The sequence below is a fragment of the uncultured Senegalimassilia sp. genome, assembly GCF_934636665.1.
GTDB lineage: Bacteria > Actinomycetota > Coriobacteriia > Coriobacteriales > Eggerthellaceae > Senegalimassilia.
Map to the genome: position 1 here is coordinate 52,912 of NZ_CAKUAT010000006.1, position 24,995 is coordinate 77,906.

25 protein-coding genes, 1 tRNA gene and 1 pseudogene are annotated in these 24,995 nt (G+C 66.2%); 24 read left to right on the forward strand and 3 right to left on the reverse strand.

The window, feature by feature from the left end:
• Positions 1-64 precede the first annotated feature (64 nt).
• Complete coding sequence (recN, locus tag Q0G75_RS03545; protein ID WP_294415496.1) at positions 65-1,741, forward strand: DNA repair protein RecN; 1,677 nt, start codon at positions 65-67, stop codon at positions 1,739-1,741.
• A 459-nt stretch (positions 1,742-2,200) separates the two neighbouring features.
• Here recN and Q0G75_RS03550 read toward each other — a convergent pair.
• Positions 2,201-2,275: transfer RNA gene (locus tag Q0G75_RS03550), tRNA-Val, on the reverse strand.
• A 461-nt stretch (positions 2,276-2,736) separates the two neighbouring features.
• Between Q0G75_RS03550 and cpaB (Q0G75_RS03555) the strand changes: the two genes are divergently transcribed.
• The 23 genes and pseudogenes from cpaB (Q0G75_RS03555) to Q0G75_RS03665 all read left to right on the forward strand — a co-directional run bounded on the left by cpaB (Q0G75_RS03555) (position 2,737) and on the right by Q0G75_RS03665 (position 22,654).
• On the forward strand, positions 2,737-3,390 hold the full coding sequence (gene cpaB, locus Q0G75_RS03555; protein WP_294416618.1) for a Flp pilus assembly protein CpaB: 654 nt from the start codon (positions 2,737-2,739) through the stop codon (positions 3,388-3,390).
• A gap of 32 nt (positions 3,391-3,422) precedes the next feature.
• Positions 3,423-4,946 carry a hypothetical protein gene (locus Q0G75_RS03560; protein ID WP_294416616.1) on the forward strand — a complete coding sequence of 508 codons (1,524 nt, stop codon included), beginning with the start codon at positions 3,423-3,425 and terminating at the stop codon, positions 4,944-4,946.
• A gap of 2 nt (positions 4,947-4,948) precedes the next feature.
• A complete protein-coding gene (locus tag Q0G75_RS03565; protein WP_294416614.1) occupies positions 4,949-6,277 on the forward strand; it encodes a CpaF family protein in 1,329 nt (442 codons plus the stop codon).
• On the forward strand, positions 6,238-7,185 hold the full coding sequence (locus tag Q0G75_RS03570; RefSeq protein WP_294416613.1) for a type II secretion system F family protein: 948 nt from the start codon (positions 6,238-6,240) through the stop codon (positions 7,183-7,185). The genes Q0G75_RS03565 and Q0G75_RS03570 overlap by 40 nt, the downstream gene beginning before the upstream one ends.
• 194 nt (positions 7,186-7,379) lie before the next feature.
• A complete protein-coding gene (locus Q0G75_RS03575) occupies positions 7,380-8,108 on the forward strand; it encodes a type II secretion system F family protein (RefSeq protein ID WP_294416611.1) in 729 nt (242 codons plus the stop codon).
• 2 nt (positions 8,109-8,110) lie between these two features.
• A complete protein-coding gene (locus Q0G75_RS03580) occupies positions 8,111-8,326 on the forward strand; it encodes a hypothetical protein (RefSeq protein WP_258795714.1) in 216 nt (71 codons plus the stop codon).
• Positions 8,295-8,531: a hypothetical protein gene (locus Q0G75_RS03585; RefSeq protein WP_294416608.1), complete on the forward strand. Its 237-nt coding sequence runs from the start codon at positions 8,295-8,297 to the stop codon at positions 8,529-8,531. The genes Q0G75_RS03580 and Q0G75_RS03585 overlap by 32 nt, the downstream gene beginning before the upstream one ends.
• A gap of 28 nt (positions 8,532-8,559) precedes the next feature.
• Complete coding sequence (locus tag Q0G75_RS03590; RefSeq protein WP_294416607.1) at positions 8,560-9,069, forward strand: TadE family protein; 510 nt, start codon at positions 8,560-8,562, stop codon at positions 9,067-9,069.
• The gene (locus tag Q0G75_RS03595) at positions 9,066-11,195 is read left to right on the forward strand and encodes a hypothetical protein (protein WP_294416605.1); all 2,130 of its coding nucleotides are present in this window, start codon (positions 9,066-9,068) and stop codon (positions 11,193-11,195) included. Before Q0G75_RS03590 ends, Q0G75_RS03595 begins: the two co-directional genes overlap by 4 nt.
• Entirely contained in the window at positions 11,186-11,638 is a 453-nt protein-coding gene (locus Q0G75_RS03600; protein WP_294416602.1) for a hypothetical protein, read from the forward strand. The genes Q0G75_RS03595 and Q0G75_RS03600 overlap by 10 nt, the downstream gene beginning before the upstream one ends.
• The gene (locus tag Q0G75_RS03605; RefSeq protein WP_294416601.1) at positions 11,635-12,198 is read left to right on the forward strand and encodes a hypothetical protein; all 564 of its coding nucleotides are present in this window, start codon (positions 11,635-11,637) and stop codon (positions 12,196-12,198) included. The genes Q0G75_RS03600 and Q0G75_RS03605 overlap by 4 nt, the downstream gene beginning before the upstream one ends.
• Before the next feature lie 17 nt (positions 12,199-12,215).
• Positions 12,216-12,521: a DUF192 domain-containing protein gene (locus tag Q0G75_RS03610; protein WP_294416599.1), complete on the forward strand. Its 306-nt coding sequence runs from the start codon at positions 12,216-12,218 to the stop codon at positions 12,519-12,521.
• Entirely contained in the window at positions 12,518-13,132 is a 615-nt protein-coding gene (locus tag Q0G75_RS03615) for a hypothetical protein (RefSeq protein ID WP_294416597.1), read from the forward strand. The genes Q0G75_RS03610 and Q0G75_RS03615 overlap by 4 nt, the downstream gene beginning before the upstream one ends.
• 134 nt (positions 13,133-13,266) lie before the next feature.
• The gene (locus tag Q0G75_RS03620; RefSeq protein WP_294417718.1) at positions 13,267-14,019 is read left to right on the forward strand and encodes a prepilin peptidase; all 753 of its coding nucleotides are present in this window, start codon (positions 13,267-13,269) and stop codon (positions 14,017-14,019) included.
• Positions 14,020-14,126: 107 nt separating this feature from the next.
• Complete coding sequence (locus Q0G75_RS03625; protein ID WP_294416620.1) at positions 14,127-14,369, forward strand: hypothetical protein; 243 nt, start codon at positions 14,127-14,129, stop codon at positions 14,367-14,369.
• 53 nt (positions 14,370-14,422) lie between these two features.
• Positions 14,423-14,917: pseudogene (locus tag Q0G75_RS03630) on the forward strand (hypothetical protein); the annotation flags it as partial.
• The gene (locus tag Q0G75_RS03635) at positions 14,904-15,362 is read left to right on the forward strand and encodes a hypothetical protein (RefSeq protein WP_294416593.1); all 459 of its coding nucleotides are present in this window, start codon (positions 14,904-14,906) and stop codon (positions 15,360-15,362) included. The pseudogene Q0G75_RS03630 and the gene Q0G75_RS03635, both read left to right, overlap by 14 nt.
• On the forward strand, positions 15,359-15,946 hold the full coding sequence (locus Q0G75_RS03640) for a hypothetical protein (protein ID WP_294416591.1): 588 nt from the start codon (positions 15,359-15,361) through the stop codon (positions 15,944-15,946). Before Q0G75_RS03635 ends, Q0G75_RS03640 begins: the two co-directional genes overlap by 4 nt.
• A 16-nt stretch (positions 15,947-15,962) precedes the next feature.
• Positions 15,963-16,820, forward strand: a complete 858-nt coding sequence (cpaB, locus tag Q0G75_RS03645) for a Flp pilus assembly protein CpaB (protein ID WP_294416590.1) — start codon at positions 15,963-15,965, stop codon at positions 16,818-16,820.
• Entirely contained in the window at positions 16,810-18,129 is a 1,320-nt protein-coding gene (locus Q0G75_RS03650; protein ID WP_294416587.1) for an ATPase, T2SS/T4P/T4SS family, read from the forward strand. The genes cpaB (Q0G75_RS03645) and Q0G75_RS03650 overlap by 11 nt, the downstream gene beginning before the upstream one ends.
• Positions 18,130-18,142: 13 nt before the next feature.
• Positions 18,143-19,060, forward strand: a complete 918-nt coding sequence (locus tag Q0G75_RS03655; protein ID WP_294417720.1) for a type II secretion system F family protein — start codon at positions 18,143-18,145, stop codon at positions 19,058-19,060.
• Between the two features lie 29 nt (positions 19,061-19,089).
• Positions 19,090-20,013: a type II secretion system F family protein gene (locus Q0G75_RS03660; protein WP_294416584.1), complete on the forward strand. Its 924-nt coding sequence runs from the start codon at positions 19,090-19,092 to the stop codon at positions 20,011-20,013.
• Between the two features lie 184 nt (positions 20,014-20,197).
• Positions 20,198-22,654 carry a hypothetical protein gene (locus Q0G75_RS03665; protein ID WP_294416582.1) on the forward strand — a complete coding sequence of 819 codons (2,457 nt, stop codon included), beginning with the start codon at positions 20,198-20,200 and terminating at the stop codon, positions 22,652-22,654.
• Positions 22,655-22,840: 186 nt separating this feature from the next.
• Here Q0G75_RS03665 and Q0G75_RS03670 read toward each other — a convergent pair whose 3' ends face one another.
• Together Q0G75_RS03670 and thrC are read right to left on the reverse strand one after the other, a co-directional pair.
• Positions 22,841-23,191: a LysR family transcriptional regulator gene (locus Q0G75_RS03670; RefSeq protein ID WP_276666069.1), complete on the reverse strand. Its 351-nt coding sequence runs from the start codon at positions 23,189-23,191 to the stop codon at positions 22,841-22,843.
• 30 nt (positions 23,192-23,221) lie between these two features.
• Entirely contained in the window at positions 23,222-24,778 is a 1,557-nt protein-coding gene (thrC, locus tag Q0G75_RS03675; RefSeq protein WP_294416580.1) for a threonine synthase, read from the reverse strand.
• Between the last annotated feature and the right edge of the window lie 217 nt (positions 24,779-24,995).

The window sequence follows — 24,995 nt, forward strand, 5'->3', positions numbered from 1 at the left end:
ACTGTGCAATATAGAACAGTCGTACGTGTTGCGGCCTCACGATCCGCACGCAGAAGGAACCGCCATGATCGACGAGATGCAAGTTAAGAACCTGGCGCTGATTAAGCAGGCCTCCCTTGTCCCCGCGCAGGGCCTGACCGTGCTCACGGGCGAGACGGGCGCCGGCAAAACGGCGCTGCTGTCGGCGCTCAAGCTGCTCATGGGCTCCCGTGCGGATAAGGATTCCGTGCGCGATGGCCAGGACGGTTTGGAGGTCAGCGGACGTTTCTTCGGGCTTTCGCGTGCGTCCTCGGACGGCGATGAGCCGTGCGAAGGCGATGATGAGCTGGTGGCCGTGCGCCGCGTGGGCGCCGACGGGCGCTCGCGCGTCACGCTTGACGGCCGCATGGCAAGCGTGCGGGAGTTGGCGGGCGCGGTGTCGCCCTCCATCGATCTGTGCGGCCAGCACGACCAGCAGCAGCTTTTGAGGCCGGCAGCGCACGTGGGGATGCTCGACGCATGGGCCGGGCAGGACGTGGCCGAGGCGCTTTGCGCGTATCAGAAGGCGTTTGCCGAGGCGTCGCGGGCGGCGGCGGAGCTTGCCCGGGTCCGCGACGCCGGAGCCGCCTCGTCGGCGAAGCTCGATGAGGCGCGCTTCGTGCTGCAGCGCATCGACGCCGTCGCCCCGCGCGAAGGCGAATACGAGGAGCTTTCGGCCAAGCTTGCCCGCGCCGAGCACGCTGAAACGCTTGCGACGTCGGCGTATCGCGCGCATCAGGCGCTCGGGGGCGACGAGGGGGCCATCGATCTGCTGGGCAGCGCCGCGGCGGCCTTGGACGAGGGGTCCCGCTACGACCCTGAGCTCGGCAAGCTTGCGGAATCCCTACGCGAGGCGGGATACGTGCTGGAGGACGTTTCGCGCACGGCCCGGGACTACTGCGATGGGGTGGAGTTCGACCCTGAGGAGCTTGAGCGAGGGCAAGAGCGCATGGCGGCTTTGCAAGGGCTCATGCGCGCCTACGGGCCGCGCATGGCCGATGTGCTCGCGGCGCGCGACGAGGCTGCTGACCTGGTGTCGTTGGTGGACGACGCCGAGGAGCGCGAACGCGTCGCGCAGCGAGCGGTCGACGCTGCCGAGCAGGCATTGGCGGCGGCGGCGCGAAGCCTCGACGATGCGCGCGGCGAAGCTGCGCCAAGGTTCTCCCAAGCGGTGTCGGCGCAGATGCAGCGACTGGAGATGGGCACGGCGCAGCTCGTGTGCGAGCAGCGTGCGCTGCCGCGTGCTTCGTGGACCCGCTCCGGCGCGTCGGAGGTGGAGTTCATGTTCCAGCCCGGCGTCGGCATGCAGGCCCGCCCGCTTGCCCGCATAGCTTCAGGCGGCGAAGTCAGCCGCGTCATGCTGGCCATAAAGGTGGTGCTTGGGCAGGCCGATAGCGTTGACACGTTGGTGTTCGACGAGGTGGATGCCGGCGTAGGCGGTTCCGTGGCCGTGGCGTTGGCCGAGGTCCTGGCCGATTTGGCCCGTAGCCATCAGGTTATCGTGGTGACGCACTTGGCCCAGGTTGCCGTGCATGGCGATGTGCACTATGCGGTCACCAAGATAGCCGGCGACGATGGCATGCCCCAGACCTGCCTGCGTCAGCTGTCCGCCGACGAGCGGCCCGCCGAGATCGCCCGTATGCTCTCCGGCGACGCCACGGAGGCATCGCTTGCCCATGCGTGCGAGATGCTCGGGGCCGTGAAGGGCGCGCAGGGGGAATAAGGCGCAGCGCGTCCGTCGCAGGGTTTCGGCGTATCCGGCCGGGGCTTCCGGGCTGTCAAATGGAAATCGCATAGCATGAGGGCCGTCGGCTGAGCCGGCGGCCTTTTTGAGTTTGTGCGAAGGGACCGGGCTTGTGGCGCGTAAGGCGGACCCGCGCCAGGGTGTCGGCGCGTCTCGGGTCCGTAAAAGCGGAAGGCGCGTTCGTTTTCGGGCGCTGTCCCATGTCGGGCTTTTGGCGTGAAAAGCGTGTTGGTTTTCGGGCGTAGACGCAGGCCGGCGTCCATTTTTATGGGTGCAACGTATGGGCGGAAGGCTTGCGCGGTCGAATTAAAGTCCGCAAAAAGAGGCACCGGCCTGCGACGGCGCCTCTAATTCAGACACGCTTTCGTCTTATAAGTTCCTGGTTGCCCTGAAAAAAAAGAAAAGGTCAGACGAAAAATGTCTGACCTGCGGTTTTAATGGTGGCCGGTACAGGATTTGAACCTGTGACCTTGTGCTTGTAAGGCACCTGCGCTCCCGCTGCGCCAACCGGCCGGTTAAGTCCTCTTAATTGGTGACGCTTATTGTCGCATAAGAAACCCGCTTTCGCAAATACTGCACAACCCGTCGATGCCGCTGGGCTTGCTCGAGCTTGTCTGAGCTTGCCTTTCGGGCCGGCGGTTTTGCATCGGGGTATTGCGCTGGGCTATGCGGCCTGCGTTGCTTCGCGGGTTCGCGAATGCACGAGGGGCTGTTTGCCGCAACGCTTTTCGTGGTGCGGTAGTCGCGAACGTCGAGGTCGAGGGGGCTATCTGCAACAAGGCTTTTCATGCTATGGACCCGGCTGCTACCGGGGCCGCCTGCTTCTGTAAGCGTTTGGGGGCGGTCGAGCGGATTCCGCATGGCTTCGGATTGGACGGCCCCGCAAGGTTCTGACGACAAGAAGCGGCGTTGCCGGCAAGGGTTTCGCAAGATGGCGTTTTCATACTGGATGCTGCGAAGCGAAGGAGGTGCGCGTGAGACGGAACAAGACCGCTGCGGCGGGTGCGATATGCGGCGTGCTGTGCGCGTTGTGCGTGCTCGGATATACCCAGTCGGTGCGCGGCGAGGCGGAGCGCGCCCGGGCCGACGCCTTGGCCCGCTACGGCGGCGACCAGGTGGAGGTATGCGTGGCGAAACGAGACATAGCCGCAGGTGAAACGGTTGATTCCGGAGCTGTGGAGGTGCGCTTGTGGGTAGCCGACCTGCTGCCGCCCGAAGCGGTGAGGCAAACATCGGAGGTTGTGGGGTCGAAGGCGTCTTCCACGGTGCTTTCCGGAGAGGTCCTCTCCGGAAGAAGGTTCGGCGCGGCATCGGCGGCCATAGACGTGCCCGATGGCAAGGTTGCGATCAGCGTGCCGGCCAAGGACGTTCAGGCGGTGGGCGGCGCGGTGTCGGCGGGTTCGTCGGTGGACGTGTACGCCACGGGAAGCGCTGCCACGCAAGCGTTGGCGCGGGGCGTGAACGTGCTTGCCACCAGCGCCGGAACGGACGATCGGCAGGCATCGGGGTCGGCATCGAAGGTGACGTGGGTGACGCTTGCCGTCGACCCGAACCAGGTGGAGGAGCTTGTGTCGGCGGCTCAGAAAACCGAGCTGTATCTGACCTTGCCCGGCGCGGATGCGAGGTGAGGGCGGTTTTAAGGCAAACGGAAGGAGAAGGGATGTCCATGCCGTTGGTGGCGCTGTGCGCCGATGAGGAATGCTTCCGGCATCCGGAGCTGCTGGGCCTTGAGGGGGAGAACCTGCTTGCGCAGCAGTGGCTCATGCCGTTCACGTCCGCCGAGGCGGCGCGTATGGCGTTGCGCGATGCGGCAAGCGTGCAGGAGGTGTGGGTGGTCTCCTGCGCGGATGTGGCCCCCATCAACCTTGCGGCGGCGTTGAAGCGCGATCGCGCCGATAGGCGCGTGTGCATGTTGACGGCGCAGGAATCGGGGTCGCTGCGGTCCAGGACGACCGCGGCGGGCGTGGATGCGTCGTTGACCAGGCAGGCTTTCGTCGAGCGTTATGCGCAATGCAAACAGGCCGCTATGCGGGCGATCGAGCTGCAGACGGGAATCGGTCCTGAGGCCGGTTGCGCGTCTGCGGGGGAGACGGCCGTGTCGCAGCAAGCGGCGTTCGGCAACGCGCCTTCGGCCGCTTCGCCGTATGGAACGGCCGCGATGCCTGCGGCCGGCTTTCCGGGGGCGCTTGAACGGGCGTCCGCGCCGGCGATGGCGTCGTCTGCGGGAGTGCAGCCGGGCGGATCATATGCGCCGGCGAACGCTCAGGCGGGCCTTGCCGCCCCATCGGCGACGAAGGCCTTTGCCGCGACCGCTTCCCCTTATGGGGCCGCATCGGGGTCGGGGGCTTCTGGAAGCTCCTCGGCTTCGGCGGCGAACGCGCAGCATCCCACGGCGAAGGGCTTTTTGCTGCCGGTGGTGAGCGGCAGCGGGGGCGCGGGCAAAAGCGCGGTCGCCCTGTTGGCGGCGCATGCTGCCCAGGGGCTGGGGCTGCGAACGCTGCTGCTTGACTTCGACCTGCAGTTCGGCGATATGGCGCAGCTCATGGGCGTGAAAAAGCCCCTGCGCATCGACGAGGTGCTTGCCCGGCCCGAACGCTTGGCCCAGCTTGCCTGCGAGGGGAAGGTGCCGGCGCTGCTGGCCGCTCCGGAGCATGTGGATGCCGCCGAGGCGGTGGTCGCGCAGGCCCCGGCGCTTCTGGATGCCGTGCGAGAGCGCTTCGACGTGATCGTGGCGAATACGGGCGGTGCGTGGGCCGAGCAGCATGCGGTGCTGCTGGAGCGCAGTTCGAAGGCGCTGTTCCTTGTCGACCAGCGAGCCACGTCGGTGCACGCGGCGCAGCGCGCGCTCGACCTGTGCGCCCGATGCGGCATAGCCGTCAACCCGTTCCTGTTCACGTTGAACGGCTGCGGCAAGGGGGCGCCGCTGTCGTCTATGGACGTGTCGTGCGCGTTGAAGGGGACTCATGTGCATGAGCTGCCCGATGGCGGCGCCGATGTGGAGGAGCTTCTGGCGGCGGGGCTGGTGGGCGACCTGATCGATTCGCGTAACGACCTGTTTCAGGGCATCGAGGAGCTTATGGCTGAGATGTTGCCCGGTGTATCGGCTGCGGCGGGGTCTTCGCGCGAGGGATCGGGTATGCCCTTCCTGCGCGGAAAGCGTTCGCGCAAGCGCAAGAAGGCCTGATCATGACGCTGGCCGAGCGTGCGCAGGCGTTAGGCGCGGGTAGCGGCGAAGGTCATGCGCCCACGGCGACGCTTGCGCGCCTGAAGGAGGATGTGCGCCTGTTCGTGTCGGTGGACGATATAGCGGCGTTGATGGCCTTCGAGCCGGCGCGGGCGCGAAGCGAGCTTTTAGGGGCGTGCCGTCAGGCGTTCGCGCTGCCCGTGTGGCAGGGGGCAGATGCCTTGCGCCGATCGAGGCTGTCCGAGCAGCTGATCGACGAGGTGTTCGGCTTCGGCCCGTTGCAGCCGTTGCTGGCCGATCCGACCATCACCGAGATCATGGTGAACGGTCCCGGCGACGTGTTCTTCGAACGGCAGGGATGCCTTGTGCGCAGCGATCGGTCGTTTTCGAGCCAAGCGCAGCTTCGGGCTCTTATCGATCGCGTGCTCGGGCCGCTCGGCAGGCGCGTGGACGAGTCGTCGCCTATGGTGAACGCCCGCATGCCCGAAGGCCATCGCGTGCACGTGGTCATCCCGCCGCTCGCGCCTGACGGGCCCATCGTCACCATCCGCAAGTTCACGCAGCGCGTGATAACGCTTGCGGAGATGGAGCGTTTCGGCTCGATCGACGGGCATTTGCGGCGCTTCCTGGAATGGGCGGTGCTCGCGCGCAAGAACGTGGTGGTGGCAGGTGGCACGGGCAGCGGCAAGACAACGTTACTCAATGCGTTGTCATGCTGCATTCCCGCAGGCGAGCGCATCGTGACCATCGAGGATACGGCCGAGCTGCGCTTTCTCGAGCATCCGCACGTGGTGCGCTTGGAGGCGCGCCCGCGCAACGCCGAGGGGGCGGGCGAGGTGACCATTCGCGATCTGGTGATCAACGCGTTGCGCATGCGTCCCGACCGCATCGTGGTGGGCGAGTGCCGCGGCGCGGAGGCGGTGGACATGCTCACCGCCATGAACACCGGTCACGACGGGTCGCTCACCACGCTGCATGCCAACTCCCCGCGCGACGTGCTTTCCCGCGTGGTGACCATGGTCCGCTACGGCGTCGATCTGCCGGTGGATGTCATCGAGGCGAACGCGGCGAGCGCGTTCGATGTGGTGGTGCAGACATCGCGAGCGCTCAGCGGCAGGCGGTGCGTGACCCACGTGTCGGAGCTCGTGTACGACCAAAGGGCTCGGGCCTGCAGCGTGAGGACGTTGTTCGAGCGGCGTTCTCCCGAAGAGGCGGGGTCGTGGCAGGCGCTTCCCGATTGGGTGGACGACCTGCCTGAAACCATCGGGCTTGATGGGGAGGAGGTTTTGGAATGGAAACATCTGGCGTGCTCGGGGCAGGGGCGGTCATAGCGGCGTTTGCTGGCGGTGCGCTTTGCGCGCAGGCAGCGTTGCGGCGCACTCGGCGTCGGAGGGTTGGCGAAGGCGGCGTCGGGCAGCACCTTGCGCGCAACGGCGTGCGCTGCGCCGACGGGGTTGCGCGGCGCCTGCTTTCCGTGCCCAGGGTCGCTGCCCTTGCAGCCGACGCTCAGGTGGCGCTGCAGGGTCGCGGGGTGGCTTGCACGCCGCAAAGCCTGTGCTCGCTTGCCGTTGCGGCGGCATCGGCGCTGGCGGTTTGCGTGGGGCTGGTTTCCGCCTCGCCGTTCGCCGGTGCGGCAGTGGCGGTTCTGGCCTGCGCCGTGGCGGTGTCGCGCGTCCACGGCTGGCGCGATCGTCAAGAGGAGGCGTTGCGCGAGGCGGTGCCCGATGCGCTTCATGCCATGGGGTCGTGCTTTCAGGCGGGCTTCTCGTTGCTGCAGACGTTCCAGCAGCTTGCGGGCGAGATAAAGGGACCGCTCGGGAAGAGGTTCGCGGCCTGCGCCCACCTGCTCGAGACGGGCCATGGCTCGAGCGAGGCTTTGGGGGCGCTGCGCGCGGGCGGGAAAAGGTCGGAGCTTGCGTTCGTGGCGGTGGCGCTCGACGTGCAGCACCAAGCGGGCGGCAGCATGCGCCCGGTGCTCGAGGCGGCGCGCGAGACGGTTGAAGGGGAGCTGGCGCTGCGTCGCGCGTTGCGGGTGCAGACGGCTCAGGCACGGTTGTCGGCGCGCGTGGTCACGGTGATGCCGTTCGCGTTGGTCGCGGTGTTCTCGCTGGTGAGCAAAGGGTTTTTGGACCCGTTCCTGGAAAGCCCGCTGGGGTTTGGCCTGTTGGGCTTGGCGTGCGCGATGGAGGTTGCGGGCGTGCTCGCGGTGCGCCGCATGTTGAACGTGGAGGTGTCGTGATGGCGTATGCGGCGGTGCTTCCCGCGATCGCGGCCGCCTTTGGCGCGGCATCGGGGGCGTGCTTGGGCTGGGCGGGAGCGAGATCGGTTCGCCGGGCTCGGGCGGCAAGAGCCCGCGCTCCCGATGGCGGGCGGGCGCAAGGCGATGCGCAGGCGAGCGCATGTCTTTCGTATCTGAAAGGATTGACCAGGCGTTTGGCGTTGCGGGCCACCCGACCGGTGCTGCCGGCAGGCGCATTGCGCCGTGCGCGTGCGCGCTTCGAGGAGCAGGTGGGCAAGGCCGGGCTTTCCGGCGCGGTATCGGCCCAGGCGTGTTGCGAGGGCGCGGTGCGCCTTGCTGCGGCGGGCGCTGCGGCGGGAGCGTTGCTGGGCTGCGCGGCGTCGAACGAGCTTGCGGTGCTCGGTTGCGTGGCGGGCGGCATAGCGGGCGCGACCGCGCCCGGGCGCGCCGTTCGCAGCGCCCGGCGCCTGCGCGCCCAGGCGCTTGAGCGCAGCATGTCGGAGATGCTGGAGGTGGTGGCGCTCGGCGTGCGAAGCGGGCTTTCGTTCGATCGCAGCCTGCAGCTGTACACGGGGCATTTCGATGACGGGCTGGCGCGCGAGTGCGCCGCGGCGCAGAGGTCGTGGCAGGCGGGGCTTGCAACCCGCCAAGACGCCTTGCGTGCCTTGGCGCAAGGATACGACAACCCGCTGTTCTCGCGGACGGTGTCGGCCATCATCCGTTCGCTGCGGTTCGGCACCTCGCTCGGCGAGGTGCTGGAACAGTCGGCGGAGCAAGCGCGTGCGGCGCGAAAAGCGCAGGTGGAAGAGCGGGTGGCGAAAGCTCCCGTGAAGATGATGATCCCCACCGGGACGCTGATCTTGCCCGCCATGCTGCTTTTGGTGCTCGGGCCCGTGTTGTTGGAGCTTATGGAAGGGATGTAGGCATGATTCGAGCGGTTATGGATGCGTATCGGCGGGCGTTGGCGAAGGCTGCGTGCAAGGTCGCCCGCCTTCGGCACGGCGAGGACGGGCAGGGAACGACCGAATACGCGATCTTGGTCGGCGTGCTGGTGGTGATAGCCATCATCGCCATAACGGTTTTTCGGCCGAAACTGCAGGAGCTGTGGGATGCGATCGCTGACGGCATCAACAGCCTGTAGGCGGATTGCGGCGCGCGATTGCGCAGGTCAGGCGACGGTCGAGTTCGCGCTGGTCACCGTGGCGTTTCTGTCGGTCGTGCTTGGGATGGGCGCGCTTTGGCGCAGCGTTTCGGCGGGTGTGTTCGTAGAGCATGCGCTGTCGTGCGCCTCCCATTGCGTGACGGGCTCGCTGCTCGGGGCGTTGGCGGACGTGGCGTTGTATTAGCTTTCGGATTCCGCAAGGAGGTGAGGGATTGGGCGTTTTGCGCGCAGGCGAGCGCGGGCAGGCGACCGTGGAGGCGGCGTTCCTCATCCCGGTCCTGTTCACGGTGCTTCTGCTGTCCGTGCAGCCCGGCATGGTCCTGTACGACCGGATGGTCATGCAGGCGGCGGCAAGCGATGCGTGCAGGCTTGCCGCCGTCAAGACCGATGCCGTAGGCGATTCGTCGCAGGCAGTGGAGGCGTTCGTCCGCCACAGGCTGGGCGCCATCCCGCCCGTCCCCTGCTTTCACGTGCACGACGGAGGTTGCAGCTGGGAGGTGTCCGTGCAAGGGGACGAGCGCTCGGAGAAGGTGAGCGTGGAGATTGCCGGCAAGGTCAAGCCGCTGCCGTTTTTGGACGCGGGCGCCGTGCTGCTTGGCATGACGGACGGCGATGGGCTGTTGACGGTGAAGGCCCGTTGTGAGCGGGCGACGCAGCCTGAATGGGTTGCTGGCAGCCCGCAGGGACTTGACCCTGAGGCTTGGATAGGAGCTTGGCTATGAGCGTGCCGCGCAGGATGGCGCAGGCGTTTTCCCTGCGTGACGAGGACGGGATGACCACGGTCGGCATGGTGGTGTCGCTTCTGCTGGCGCTGTCGATGATCTTCTCGTCGGCCCAGGTGTATCGGATCCAATCCGTGTCCTCGCGCGTGCAGTCGGTGGCCGATGCCGGTGCGCTTGCGGCGGGCAATGTGGTGGCGGAGTTCATGGTGGCGGTGCGCGTATGTGATTCCGTGGCGCTGTCGCTGTCCTTGACCAGCTTGACGTCCACGGGTTTGGGAATCGTCGCATGCTGCGTTCCCGGCGGGCAGAGCGTGGGCGCCAAGCTGCTCGAGGCCGGCGCGCGCGTGGCCGATGCCCGAGATTCGTTCTCGAGGACCGCTTCCGAGGGCTTGACGCGCGTTCAGAAGGCCCTTCCGTTTTTGGCGGCGGCCAGCGCGGCATCGGTTGCGCAGGGAAACGGTTCGAACGGGTCCGACTATACGGCGCTTGCCCTGTTGGTTCCCGATTCCGCCGAGGATATCCGGGTGCCGCAGGAAGACGCGCATGCCAAACAGGCTCGAGAAGATGCGCTTGGCCAGGCCGAGGAGGTCAGGGAGCTGGCACGGCGGGCCGAGGAGGCGGCCGTGCGGGCTCAAGACGCCAAGCAACGGGCCTTCGAACACGACTGCGGTGCCCGTCCCGGCTGGTGCATGGCCGAGCGAGCCGAGACCCTGGCGCATATGACGGGCGCGCAAAACCCGGTGTACTCAAGCGTGGACGCCTGGTCGTTTTCCGTGGCGCTTCGCAGGGCGCAGGCGTATTACCCGGCGCGTTTGGCGGCCGAGCGGCCCGATGACGGCAGCGTGCAGGCCCAGGCGCAGTCGGCGCTGCGCAAGCGCTTCTACTCCTTCGCCGCGAAGGAGGTGGCGCGCGGATACGTCCGGGAGGGCGATTCGTTCGAGGCCTTTTTCCCTCATCTTCCCGCGAACACCGCGCAGATGCGGGAGACCGAGCTGTTCGGGCAGGCGGTGTACCCGGTCAGCGTGACGGACGGTTCTCCGACCTTGCACGCGTGGGATGGTTGCCCGAAGGCGACGGGGTCTGAGTCGCGGGCCTCCCTTCGCGATATGGAGGAGGGCGCATGGGAGACGTGCTCCGAATGCGGTTTTACGGCGGCAAGCCTGGGCAAGGTGGCGGCCGCCTCCACGTCCATAGGAAACGGCTTCGAGCATCACTACGAGCAGGTGGCGCTTGCCGCCGAGGAATACCAAAAGGCCCTTGAGGAGGGAGCCCCGGCGAAACGGGAGGCGAAAAGCCGCGTGTCCAGGCTGCTCGACCAGCTGCGCGATGCTTGCTCGAGCGTGGGATCGTTCCGCATCGATGCGGACCCGCCCGGGGGCAAGGGAGTGGTCTGCCTTGCAGTGAATACGGGCCCCGATGCCCCCGATAAGGGGTTCGAATCCGCGTTCGTGCAGGCCAGCGGCCAGCTGGGGTGCCGTGTGGCGATATCGGCGGCCACGCTGGTGGCCGATCCGTCCGGCGAAGGGCGAAGCGTCATCGCCTCTTTGACCGACGGCCTTGCATCGGATTCGGCGCTTGCGGGCGTATTGGGCGCTGCAGCGGACGTTTGGTCGGGCGCGCTGAGCGCCTATGCCGATGGGCAGTCGGCGTTGGATACGGCTGTGCGCGAGGGCTTGGGGGGTTTGCCCCTGGTAAGCGCCTCCGGATTGGGGGATTGGGCCGCCGATGCGCTTTCGGATGCGTTTCGCACCGTGGGGCTTCAGCCGGCGAACCTGGATGCCCTGCGCCCGGCGACGATGAACACGGCGCATGTCGCGCAGGCCGGCGATGGGGCGTTTTGCGCCCGCTTGCTCGAGGTGAAGCGGCAGGCGGTTGAGCATCCGCTCATGTCCAACGACGTGTTCTCGTCGGTGGTGGGCGCTGTTCGCAGGGACGTGCTGCAGTGCTTCGACGCCTGGGGCGATTCGGTGGAAGTGGCGACCATCAGCATAGGCGGCGCCCAGGTGCCCGTAACGGTGGCGCTGCCCCCGGCAGTGAAAGGATTTGCCTCGGATGCCATCGGAGCTGCAGCCGACAAGCTTCTGTCCGTGTATGCGAGCGTGACGGGATTGCGGCAATGGGATTGATGGTCGATCGGATATGCGCCGCCGGCAGGTTGTCCGGGCAGATGACGGTGGAGTTCGTGGCGGCGTTGCCCGTGCTTTTGGCGGTGGCGGCCATCTCGGTCAACGCCCTGGCGTTTTTCGGATGGTGCGCGGCGTTCGATGACGATTTCCGCGATTCGGTCCGGGTCTATGCCGCTTCGCCGGCGTACGGGCAGGGCGTGGGCGATACCTGCGCGCTCATCGAGCGGGCGCTTGATGAGCGGCTGGATGCGGAAAACGTCTCGGTAAGCGTATCGGCGCATGGCGTCTCGGCGGGCCATACATCGTTTTCGGCAACGCTCGAGTACGCGCCCACGTTGTTCGGTCTGGGATTGAAGTCGGAGGTGATGGGAGTGGCGCTGCCGAAGCTGTCGCATACCGAGGAGCTGGTGGTGGATTGCTATAAGCCCGGGGTGCTGTTATGAGCGGGCGCCGTGAGCCTCCGGCGTGCGACGTCGATCGGGCGGCAAGACGGCTGGCGCGCGCAGGGCGTGGCGGCCGTGCGCGAGCGCGTTCCGTCCATGCGGCGCTCATCGTGGCCGCGGGAATCACGCTTCTTGCCGTCGTCGATGCCGCTCATGCCCAGGTGGCGTGGCGAGCGGCGTCCGAGTCGGCTTCCCTTGCCGGGTTCGATGCGGTGATGGGGAGGGTCGATGATGGCTTTTCCTGCTCGCCATCGGATGTCCCCGAGGTGTTCAGGGACGAGCTGCTTCCAGTGATGGGCAGGCATGGGCTTCGTTGCGATGCCGGGTCGCACCTGGTGGGATTCGAACACGAGGGCAGCGCCCCTGATACGTTGCGGGAAGTGCAGGATGCGCTTGAGCGCGGTGGATGGAGCACGACCGCGGTAAGGGAAGGCTCGTGCGCGACGTTTTCGAAAGACTGCGGCACCTGCCGCTGGGCGTTCGTGCAGTGCGTGCAGATGCCTCAGGGGACGAGCGTGGTGGTGCAGTGGTCCGAATACGGGAAGGAGGGGCTTTCGTGAAAGGAAAGGATGCGCCGATGAGATTGGCGGTCGGCTTCGGGTCGCGCGTGCGCGGCTTGCTGGGGACGAAGCGCTCGAAGGGCGTCGTCATGCTGGCGCCGTGCAACGACGTTCACACCTTCGGCATGGCCGAGCTGATCGACATCGCGTTTCTGGACGAGCGAGGGCAGGTGCTGGAGTCGTATCGGGCCGTTGGGCCGCGCAGGCGTATCAGGTGCCGTAAAGCGGTGGCCGTTTTAGAGCGGTTTTCCGTGAACGACCCGCCCTGGTTTTCAGCGGGGGAGCATGTGGAGATGACGAGAAAGGATGGTGCAGGGAAATGAGGGTATGCCCGGTTTGCCATGCAAGGGCGTTCGACGATGCCGAGGTCTGCTACGGCTGTATGCACCGGTTCAGCGGCAAAGAGCCGGCGGCTGCGCCGATGTCAGGCAACGCGCATAAGGGAGGGGTCGTCGGGCCGCTGCCCCAGGAGACGCAGATGCGCGCCCAGGCGCCGAGTCCTGGCGCGAACTCGGCTCCTTGGGCCGATGCGCGGCAGGCGGCTTTGGCGAAGGAATGCTCGGCGGAGCAGCCGCAGCGGTCGCTGTCCGATGACGGCTTTTCCGGAATCGAGCAGTGCTTGGACGGAGAGCCTTGCGGGAGCGCCCCTGTCATAGCGAGGAACGTGAGCGTTTCCGCCGGTGGAGCGGACATCGTGGTGCGTATCGAGCTGGTAGGGGCTGTGGAGGAGAATGCGGCGGCGAAGGACGATGCTGCCCGGCAGGCGGCTCAGGCCGCCGCTTGCCAGCTGTTGCGCCGAGGTAGGCCGGTACGGGGATCGGTTGGCGCCCGCCCGGCCGATGTGCAGCGAGGAGCGTCGGCCGGGCAAGGGGCTGAACAGGCAAGACCGACCCATCCGCGTCATGCTGCCGAATTGCAGGCGGTAAGCGCATGACGGGGTATGCGCTGACTGCGTTGGCCTTATGCGCGGCAGTCGGTGCCGCAACGGGGGCGTTCGCGATCCCCCGAATAGCCGATATGTTGCTGAGCAGGGCATATTGGCGCTCTTATACCTGGTGGTATCGCTGTTTGGATGATTTTGCGCATTATCGCGACGCCCGTCCCGGCCGGCTTCCCCGTCAAAACGAGAAGGGGACGGCAGGCGCCGTGGGCATCTGGCTTGAGGATTGCCGCTCCCAGGCTTTGAAGAGGGCGCTCACGCACGAGCGCGCCGAAGCGCTTCGGGAGGCGGGCATCGATGTGGGAAAGGGCGCCTCAACGCGAAGCGAGGTCGAGCAGCAGCGGCGCTGCTCGTTCTCCCCGCGGCCGTGGCAGCGAGTGGTGCTTGCCGTGGTCACGGCGCTGTGGTTCGCGGCGCAGCCGCTGTTCGGCGCCCCGTGGCATCAAGGCGGCCTGTTGTGCGTATGCGGCGTGGCCATGGCGTCGGGGGTGGTGTGCGACCTGCGGGCAAGGATGATCCCGCTTGAATGCTGCGCGGCGCTGCTGGTCGCAGGAGGCGCTTATCAGCTGCTTCGCCATGGGTCCATCGGCATCGTGGAAGGCGCCGTTGCCGCGGCAGCGGTTCTGGCGGTGTGCTGGACGGCGAACCGCATTGCGCGAAAAAGCGGCGGATCGGTGGGCTTCGGCGATATCCGCTGCATGACGGCGCTCGCCTTCGCATGCGGTCCCGCGACGCTTCTGGGCGCGGCGGCTTGCTATGTATCGGCGTGCGCGTTTTCGATCGCCGGGATGCTGACGCATCGGCTTGGACGTCGTGACGGCATCCCCATGGCGCCGTTTTTGTCCATATGGCTGGCGGTGGGGACGACGGTGCTCGGATGAGGGCGGGGTCTGGAAAGGAGGTGGTGCCCTTGGGCTGGTTCGGCGTCGGTTCGATTCGATGACAAGGAAAAGGCAGCGAATGGGAAGGTTTGGATATGGGTATGGACATGAACATGAACGAAATCGGCCTGAAGGGTTTTGCGGACAAGGCTCGCGCCTTGGCGTATCGCGGCGAGGAGGATGGCGGATCGGAAATCGTGCAGGTGGTCATCGCGCTCGGTTTCGCCGTGGGCTTGGGAGCGGCGCTCATGATCTTGCAGACGCAGGTCAACACGGCGATCACGTCTGCCGGAAACTCGGTCACGAACATGTTCAAGAGCGTGACGAGCGGCGCGGTGGGAAGCAGGTAGCCGCGCTTTGGTGCCCGGCCGGCGGCTGGGCGCGGGTCGATGGGGCGAGTGCCGTCACGTTCGTGATGGCACTGCCCTTGCTGATGGGCCTGCTGTGCGCCGTCGCGGATATCGGAAGGGCGGCGTATCTGGGGATGGAAGCGGATGTCGCGGCCCAGGCCGCCTGCCGCTATGCGGCTCAGCGCGTAGCGCAAGGGGATAAGGGCCCGGACGGGGCGTCCGCTCTTTCGGCCGCGCTCGAGCAGGCTCCCGGGCTTGCAGGCGAGGGAGTTTCCTGCTCGATCGAGGTCGACTGCTCGCCCGTGCAGACGAAGGAGGTGGAACGCAAGACGTTCGATCCGCAGGCAGATCGCTTCGAAGGACGGCTGGTCGGGTTCGCTTGCCGGCAGGTGGACGTGAGGATGCGCGTGAGCGCCCGATGCTTGACGCCCGTCGGCGAAGCGGCGCTCTCCGCGGCGGGCGCGGTCGGCGGGCTTGAGCTGTCGTCGGCGGCGAGCAGGACGGTTTCGGTGGATGCGGATACGGAGGTGGGGCATGGTCGTCGATGAACGGGGGAGCGAGAGCGTGCAGTTCTCCTTCGCCGCGGTGCTGCTCATCGTCGTGGCGTTCGGCATCATGCAGGCGGCCATGATGAACGCGGCGGCCATCATGCTGTCCTCCGAGCTTTCCCAGGCGTGCATGCGCATCGACGTGTCGGGCCTGAGGGCGGCATCGGACAAGGAATCGTTCGTCGCCGAGCAGATCATCGATGAGTCCGCGCAGCTGCGTCGTCGCGATTTGACGGTGTCGGGGGTGCGGGTGGAATCGAACGCGCGCGAGGATGCGTTTTCCGCAAGCGGCGTCTCAAGCCGCACGGCTCTCACCTCCGTTTCCTACGATGTGTCCTATAAGGCGCCGATATCGCTGTCCGGGCTTCGCGATGGCGGGCGGCTGTCGCGTCACGTCGCGTGCGCGGTGGTCGACGAGCGGGTGACGGAGGTGAGCCTCGCATGAGCCGATATCGAGGGGAGAAGGGAAACGTGGCGCCGCTTGCCGTGGCGTTGTGCCTGGTGTTGGTGATGACGCTCGGCTTTTTGGCGGATTGCGCCGTGCTCTACGGCGCAAAGGCCCGCCAGGAGCAGGCCCTGGATGCCGCCAGGTCGGCGTGCATGGACGCCGGTCAAGCAGCCTCCGCGAAATACGGCGACGATGCGGGCGCCGTCCTTGCCGATTCGATCGTGGATCAAATCAGGGGGCAAGGGGTGGAAGGCGCGGTGAGCGTGTGGTTCTACGAGGCGCCCGCTCGGGCGGTCGCCGAAAGCGAGCGGGTCTGGGTGGTGGGCATGCAGGTGGAGGAGGCGAAAGCCCTTCCGTTTGCCGTAAGCTCCGCCCCCGATGCGAAGGTGGCTTCGAGCCGGGTGTTCAGCGCCCGTCCGTATGCGGCGCAGAAAGTTTGGCGGCCTGATGCCCGCATATGCGGCGTGCATCGTTTCGACGATGGCTGCGGCGCAGGTCAGGGGCGGTTCTCGGCGATAAACGCGCTTGAGGGGTTCCCTCGGGAGATAGCCGAGGAGGCTCAGGCCCGTTTAGGTGGATAGCGAAAGGAGGACGACCATGTCGGTCGGAAGGAACACGGGGCGCGCCTCGCGGCAGACGCTGTCGGGGCGGTTGCGTTCCAACGGGCGTCCGGGGGCGGCGTATGGAAGGGCTGTCGGGCAGGCGGACGAGGGCGAGCAGCGCCCGATCGACGACGCCGTTCGCTCGATGGATTCCGCAGCTGCGCGTTTCAAGCAGATGTCGGCGGTGACCGCGGCGGCGGTGGCCGTTGCGGTCGTGGCGGTGGGGTACGGGTTATGGCAGGCAGGGGTTTCCCATGCGGCGGTCGATCAAGCGACGAAGGGCGCTCGCAGCGTGGTCGTCACCACGCGCGACGTCGCCGCCGGCGATCAGTTCGGCGCGGATGCGGTGCAGCTTGTGGAGGTCCCCCAGGCCTTCCGCCAAGACGATGCGCTCGGTGCCGACGCCCTTGACGGCGCGGGCGGCGTGGCAGGCGCCAGGGCATTGGTGTCCGTTCCCGCGAACACTCAGCTATCGCCTCAGATGATCGCCGGCAGCGCGGCGGATGGAAGGTTGGCCGCGCAGCTTGCCGCGGGTATGGAGGCGGTGTCCCTGTCGGTCAACGATGAGACGGGTGTGGCCGGACAGGTCCAGCCGTTCGACGAGGTTCGCGTGGTGTGCGTCACCGAGGCCGCCGGCGGCGCGGTCAGCCTGGACGAGCTTTGCGCTTCGGCGCGGGTGATGTCGGTGGGCGGCGACGGCGCCGGCGAGGGTGCGACGTACAGCGCCATCACGCTGGAGCTGACGCCGGAGCAGGCGGACGCCGTTCGTTGCGCGCAGGCATCGGGCACCATCAGCGTCCAACTCGTTGCGGGTGGCATGTTGTCGGGAGGTATGGTCGAGCATGATGGATAGGGGGACCGAGCTTGCCCTGAAGCGGGCGGTTCGCGAAGGCCTTGCGACCAGGTTGCAGGGGGATTTCGATCCCGTGGAGGTGGAATCGGCTATCCAATCGCTTGTGCAAGAGGCCGTGCGGGCGTGGAACCTGGGCCTTGCGGAGCCCGACATCGCCCGCTTGTGCCGTTCGGTCGGCGACGATTTCCTTCGCTACGGCCCTTTGCAAGGGTTGTTGGAGGACCCTGGGATCACCGAGATCATCGTCAACGGCGGCGGCGTGGCGATGGATGCCGGGGTTGCAAGGTTTTTGGAGCCGCATGTGTTCGTGGAGCGCGCAGGACGATTGGAACCTTGCCCGTACGTTCGGTTCGACGATGCCGACCACCTCCGTCGCATCATCGACAAGATCGCCGAGCAGGCGGGCATGCGCTGCGACGAGGCGCATGCCATGGGCTGCGCCATGCTGCCGGGCGGCAAAGCGCGAGCGACCTACATCGTGCCACCGCTTGCCCCGGACGGCCCAGCGCTCAACCTTCGCCTGTTCGGCGATGACGTCATGAGCATCGAGGATCTGACGGCGCGAGACGCCCTTAGCCCCGTGATGGCGGAGTTTCTAGGCTCGGCGGTTCGCGCCCGGTGCCCCGTGATCATATCCGGAGGCACCGGCTCGGGAAAGACGACCATGCTCGGCGCGCTTTCCGGGTTCATTCCCGACGATGAACGCGTCTTGACCATCGAGGATACACCTGAGCTGCGGCTGCGCGCTGCGCACGTCGAGCGGATGCAGACGCGCGAGGCCAACATCGAAGGCGAAGGGGCCGTCGGGATGCGCGAGCTGGTGGCGCTCTCGCTGCGCCGGCGCCCCGATCGGATCATCGTGGGCGAATGCCGCGGAGCGGAAGCTTATGAGATGCTGCAGGCGATGCAGACCGACCACCCCGGCTCGATGACCACCGTGCATGCCAACGACCCGGGCAATGCGCTGAGCCGTCTGCGCACCATGGTGGGTTACGCCGATGCCGATCTGGGCCGCGACGTCATCGTGCAGCAGATCGCGGAGTCGCTTGCGGGGGGCTTGATCGTCCATGTGGAGCGCATGCGCGACGGAGGGCGGCGCGTTACCAGCATCGTGGCGGTCGATCAGATGCCCGAGGGCGCGACGGTCATCCCCCGCGCCGAGCTGTTCCGGTTCGAGCCGCGCGGGGTGGATGCGTTCGGTCGTATCACGGGAGCTTGGCGCGCGTGCGGCGTCCAGCCGCAGCGCATCAAGCGGCGCATGCTCGCGGCAGGGGTGAGGTTCGATCCGTCTTGGTTTTTCGGGTCGTAGGAAGGCGATGGCTATGAAGGGATTCTTCTCCGGGGCGCTTGCCTTCGGCGTGCTTTTGGCGACGGCGGCGGTGGCGTGCACCGCCCTGTCTTTGAGGTTGCGGCAAAGGGCCGAGGAAAGCGATGCCCGAGCGTCGGACCGGGCGTTGTACGAACTGGGCAGGCGCGATGCCGAGTCGGCGAAGGCGGATGCCGAAGGACCGCTCGGCAGGATGCTGCGCGATGCGGGCATCGAGGCGTCTCCGGTTTCATGGACGCTGTGCTTGGGCACCGTGGGCGCGTTCGCGGCATTTTTCGGCATACGGATAAGCGGCCCGCTCGGTGCGATGCTGGGTATGGGGCTGGTTGCCATCGCCGCGGCGCTGTACGTGCTGCGCGCGCGGGCGAAACGGCGCGAGCTGCTTTCCCGGCAGTTTGTGCGGCTCGTGCCTCAGCTGTCGGCCAGCGTGAAAAGCTCGCTGACCCTTGAGCGCGCGCTGCGGGTTTCGGCCGACCATGCTCCGGAGCCGCTGCGCTCGGAGCTGATGGCGGTGCTCGCGCGCGTTTCCTATGGCATGCCGTTGGTGCAGGCCCTTGCCCGTATGGCGCAGAGCACAGGCGACGCCGATGTTGCGGCGTTGGCGTCGGCCATGCGCATCCAGCAGCGTTTCGGCGGGTCGATGGGCGCGGTTCTCGATCTGATCGCGGAGCATGCCCAGGGCCGTGCCCTCATGCAGCAGGAGCTGCGCAGCGAACTTGCAGGAACGCGTATGGCCACGGTGGTGGTGGCGTGCGCCATGCCCGCGATCTTCGCGTTCATGTTTGCCACGAACCCGGCGTTCTCCCTGTTCTATCGGGAAAACCCGCTGGGGTGGGCCGTGCTTGCGGGCGCTGCGCTCATGGAGGTGGCGGGTATTGCGGCGTGCCGTCGGATCACAAGGTTCTCGTATTAGGCGCGCTCGCGCCGGTTAGGGGGTGATACATGCAAGGTCTGACGTTTTGCGCGATCTGCCTGCTGGCGATTGCTGCGGGGTTGGCGGTTTACGAGGCGCTCAACGCTTGGGCCGGGGTGAAAGCGCGCGGGCTTATGCCGGCGTGGGCAAGATCCGATCAAGCCGGCGGTCCGTCGAAGGATCGGGCCCATGCGGGCGCGGCTCGCTTGTGGTCGCGTGCCGTGGAGGCGTTTGCGGATTTCGCCCCGCTTTCGATGAAGGAGCGGGAGCGGTCAAGGGAACGGCTTCGATGCGCGGGCATCGCTTTGGAGCCTGAGACCTGGCGCTGCGTGTGCTTTGCCGCGGTTTCGGGCTGCGTGGTCATCGCCGTTGCGGCGTGCATCGCGCTTCGTGCGGCGCCGGCGGTATTCGCGTTCGTCGTTTGCGGAGCGGGGCTTGCGGGCTGCGGAGGCTTGCAGCTGTATTTGCGATCGAGGCGCCAAGCGCGCCGCGCCGCCATCGATGCCGGATTGCCCGATGCCATGGAGCTGCTTGGCGTGGCGATAGCCGCCGGATCTCCGGTAGAACAGTGCTTCCGTCAGGTTGCCGAGAGTTTGAGCGGCCCGCTTGCCGATGAGTTCCGCCTGGTGGATCAAGAGGTCAACCTGCTGGGGCATTCCCGCGCGAAGGCGCTTTCGAACCTTGCGCAGCGCTGCGCAAGCCAGGAGGTCACCGCGTTCGCCGCTCAGCTGACCCAAGCCATAGAGCAGGGCGCATCGGTGGCGCAGGGGCTTGCCAACCAAGCCGCGCTTGCCCGTTCGCGCGCACAGGCGGCCGCGCTCGAGCATATCAGGAAGATGCCGACGAAGCTCGATGTGGTGCTGTCCGTTTGCTTTTTGCCGCCTACCACGTTGCTGGTGCTCGTTCCCACGGTGGTCGATCTGTTGGCGTTTCTGGGAGGTGGGCTGGCTTGAGGTCGTTTCGATGGGCGCTGCAGGAAGGAAGGGCGGGGCGATGGTGAGGCAGAGGCGTAAAACCGCGATGCGCAATCGAAGGCGCCGCGTTCCCGCATCAGGCGCCGCGCCAACGGGGGACGGGCGCGTGCTCACGCGCCGTGGTTTCGTGTTCGGCTTAGGGGCGGTCGCTGTTGGACTGATTATGTACAACCCCCGAATGGCGTTTGCCGATGAGCCTTGGTGGGACGGGTCATTGATCTTCCGCGGATATGGCGCGCGTTATGCCAGCAGGTTTTGGAGCGAAATCGGTTCGGCGCAAGCGGGGGCAGGCGCCGAGCAGGCGGGGAATATGTACACCGGTTTGCAGGTATCGGCGAAAACGCCTTGGGTTGAATGGGACATCTCCTCGCGGCAGTTCATCAGGGTGGCCACCAAGATCACCATGGCATGCGATTTCACAACGGAGCTGTATTACCACATGAGGGGCAAGCTCGAGATCGCATGCGGAAGCTATAACGAGTTGAACGCCTCGTATAACCTGTGGCACACGGATTCGGGCGATGATACGCGTTTCACCCTGTTCCATACCGTCGACGGCGCGCCTAAGGGGGGCGTGGAAGAGGGGTCGAAAGTCGTGGTCATCGATAACGAGGCCGGAGCGGGCATCCATAGGGATGGCTGCCATGTGTGGACCGATTACCGCGAGTATCCCGGATCTGATTACTCGGTGTGGATTCGACGCATCGACCGTGATGCGATGCATGGCTTTCAGCTGAGGTCGTGGTTTTGGAACTATTACTACTACGGGAAGGATTGGTACTACCAGCGGGCCGACAATCCCCCTATCGGCTTTTCCACGAAGTGGGTCAAGCAGCGTGCGAAACGGGTGGGCATCGCTAGCGAGGCGCAATGGGCCGGCCGCGTGCTTGTCATCTCCCCGGCAACGGTGCCGTCGCTGCAGTTGGGCGTTGACGGGCCTCGGGCCGGTCGGGGATGCAGCGTGTTCGCCTCTGCGTCCTCGACGAGGCGCCATTGGATAGCGGTGGAGCATGAAGACGAGCGTTTCGCCGGGACGTTTCGCTTCGTGCCCGTTTGCGCCGGCGACGGCTCGCTTTCCCTGGGCCAAGCTGGCGGTGGGCCGCGTTTCGACGCAAGCGCGGCGGAGCTCCAGCGTCGCGCGGGGGCCGATCGCGCGCAGGCGGTGTGGGTGCATGGGCGAGGGTCGCGCCAATGGCTTTTCAACGATTGCTCCGGCATGGCGCTGGATCGCGTGGGGGCTTCGCAGAAAAACGGTGCGCGCGTACAGTTCCATTCGAACGGCTATGCCGATGGGGAGTGGGGCAACGAATCGCATATGTGGCATCTTGCAGACGCTCGTTTCGGCACAGAGGGCGGCGGTCTTTTCGACCTTGAGGGCGCTGCAGACGGCTCGACGGTTGCTGTGGGCGCTTCGCTCGGTGTTCCCGATCCCCGGACTGCGTTCAGGCCCGGAGGCGCATCGGCCGATGCGGAAGGCATTCGCTACGAGTATGCATGGTTCGCCGACGACGACCAGGGTGAGGCCATCTCCGAGGTTCCCGAGATCGTGGGCCGTGCATGCGTCTCTTTCGATAGGGAACGTCTTTGGCTTGATGCGCAGCCGGCGGCGAACGTGGTGGGAACACGCGGGCGTGCCGGGGCTTTGCGTGCTTTGAACCTGTCGGTCGAAGGGGGCGGGCCGGGACTTGCCGTGCGAATCGCCTCGTCCGGAGCGTGGCGCGATGCCTCGCAAGAGGGAGCCGAGGCGCAGGGTCTCAGCATAAAGCTCGGCGGGGATGCCGCTTCGCGCTTTCATGTGCGCTATCGCGTGTGCGGGAAGGATGGGAGCTGGTCTGAATGGGTCCAAGATGGGCAGGAGGCGTCTTACGGCGGGATGCCGATTTATGGCATAAGCGCCCGAATCGTGCCAGCGGGGCTCCTTGAGGAAACGGGGCGGACGCTTCAGGTCGGCGAGCACTTGGAGGGAAAGCGGCTGGCGTGCATCGTGCGCGCGACCACCGCGTACCTGCATGCCGCGTATCTGGGATGCGCCGTTTCGAAGCCTCTGCAAGTGGTGAACCCCTTCACCACGGTGCGTTATTTCGTGGATGGCGAACGAGAGCCTTGCTGGTCCGAACGCGTTGACGAGTCGTCCTCGTACAGCGCCTCCCCTGATGCGCGTGCCATTGCCTTGAAACCTGGGTGCGAGAAGGTGGAGGGGTGGTTCGCCGATGCCTCGTGCACCGTCCCGTTCGCGGATGGCACGGTGGTGCAGGGCGCGACGCTTGACCTGTTCGGGCGCAATATCGCCGAGGTTCGCTATGCGTTGACGGATATGGCACGGGAGCTGTTCTCGGAGCGGCGGTGCTTCGCCGATAAGCAGCTTGAAACCGAGGTGGACGGCGAATCCATGCTGCCGCCTGCGCAAGAGGTGGCCTATGGGGAGGTGCTGTCGTTCTCGCGGCGTCCCAGCGTATGGTACGAGGCCGAGGGGCGTGCAAGGGAGGCGGTCGGCGTTATCGGCGCATATGCCGATGCTTCTGCATCCCAGCCGCCGGCGGCGAAGTTGAAGGTGACGTGCTCTATGACGGCGTACCTTGCATGGGCATTGCCAAGATACGAGGGCATTTGGGTTTCGTAGGCATGGAAAACGGATCGGGCCGCCATTGCCTGGCGGCCCGATCCGGGGTGCGTGGTGCGGCGCTGGGTTGCTCAGCAAGATGCGTGCCGACATCGCGCCACAACATGCGAGATAAGGTCGATTTGCTCGACCTGCGCTTTCGTCGAAAATCCCCCTGAGACGACGCGCAGGCCGAGCGATTATAGGCTACTGGCCATCAACCTGCTTTTCGAAGCTATCCTCGGCTTGCGCCTGAAGCTGCTCCTCGATGGCCTGGTATGCGGCAAGGATCTGCTCGCAATCTTCGGTTAGTCGGCTTCCGTGAGCGCCATCGCGGTAAAGAAGCTGCACGTCAAGGGCCGCTTCTGTGTCCTTGATGATGCGCCACGCCTTGCTGTACGCCATGCCCATGCTCTTAGCTGCGGCATTCAAGGAGCCGGTGTCGCGCACGCCGATGCACAGGCTGGCGATGCCGCGGCCGAACACCGAGTTGCTTTCCGTATCGGGATTGACCACGGAAAGCCTGACGATCGGTTTAAGCTTGGATAGTTTGCTCATGAAAAGTCCCTCGGTTCCCCTCGTGTGCTGCTATTCGTTGTCCAAGGCGGCGAGAAACTGCTCCGTCGCGTTCTCGATATCCTCGGTGGTGCCATTGATGACTTCGGTGAATCTGATGGGCAGACCGTCGAGCTCCGCCAAGCCGCGCGGCACGTCGTGGTGGCCCGATTCGTCGGCGACCAGGTCGTTAAGGCCGCAGCCGGAAAGCGCGGCTACGTTTTCCGGCAGGGGTTGGCCGGGCTGCATGTCGTGCAGGGCGCGGTACACGTTGTTGCCGAACTTGGCCCAGTGGGCGGTGCTGGCGATGAGCACGGGGTTTTCGCCGCGCAGGTTCTGTGCAGCGCGGTATGCCACGGCGGTATGCGGGTCGAGCAGGTAGTCGTGCTTGTCGAGCACCTCCTTGATGGTGCGCAGGCACTCGGCGTTGTCCACGCTGTCGGCGGCGAAGTGCTCGCGAACGGCCTTGAACGTGTCCTCGTCCACGCGGAAGCAGCGCTGCTGCTTCAGGTCGGCCATCCAGCCGGCGATCGCTTCGGGGTTGCGGCCCGTCAGCTCGAACAGCTGGCGTTCCAGGTTGGAGCTGACCAGGATGTCCATGGAAGGGGAGGGGGTCAGCACGAACGGGCGGTCGGACACGTCGTAGGTGCCGGTGTTGATGAAGTCGGTGAGCACGCGGTTCTCGTTGCTGGCGCAGTACAGCATGTCGATGGGCACGCCCATGCGCTTGGCGTAGTACGCGGCCAGGATGTTGCCGAAGTTGCCGGTAGGCACGCACACGTCAAGCGGCGCACCGGCTGCAAGCTTGCCGTCGGCGACCAGCTGCGAGTAGGCGGACACGTAGTACACCACCTGCGGCAGCAGGCGGCCCCAGTTGATGGAGTTCGCGCTGGAAAGGGAGACGCCGTGCTCGGAGAGCAGCTTCTCGGCGAAGGCGGCGTCGCCGAACACGTTCTTAGCGCCCGTCTGGCAATCGTCGAAGTTGCCGCGCACGCCCCACACGTTGACGTTTGATCCGCGCTGCGTGGCCATCTGGCGGTACTGGATGTCGCTCACCCCGCCGTCGGGGTACATGACCGAGATGGAGACATGAGGCAGGTCGCGGAAGCCTTCGAGGGCGGCCTTGCCGGTGTCTCCCGACGTTGCCACCAGGATAAGGAAATCGTGGTCGAGCTTGCCCTGCTCGCGCAGCTGGGCAGCTGATGCGCTGAAGAAGCGCGGCAGGCACTGCAACGCCATGTCCTTGAAGGCGCTGGTGGGGCCGTGCCACAGCTCGAGGACGTGGGTGTCGGCGTCAAGGGAGGTGATGGGGCAGATACGCTCGTCGTCGAAGTTGTCGCCATAGGCCTGGGCCATCAGCTCGTCGACTACCTGTCCGGGCAGATCGACGCCGAAAGCCTTGTAGATGCGCGCCGCGCGCTGCGCGTAGGGCAGCTGCGCCAGCTCGCAGATCTCATCGAGCGTAAGCTCGGGGATATGCTGCGGAACGTATAGTCCGCCACCGTCTGCCAGGCCGTTGATAACGGCCTCGGTGAATTCGACGGGCTGGCAGACGCATCCGCGCGTATCGATGTAACGATTCTCTTGCATGGGCTTGGCGCCTCCTTCGGCATTGCGAAAAGGGGGATTATTCACGGTACGCATAATATTCCTGCGAAAGTACAGATGGAAGATGAATTTCCCGTTCTTCAGACAAACGGTGGCTAAAGGCGTTTCCTGCAAACGCTCTCGGTGCCGGGGCTCGTGCCGTCTGTCTGCAGGAGGCTCGCTTCCGACATTGCGCGAGGGGCCCCTGCGGGCGGTTTCG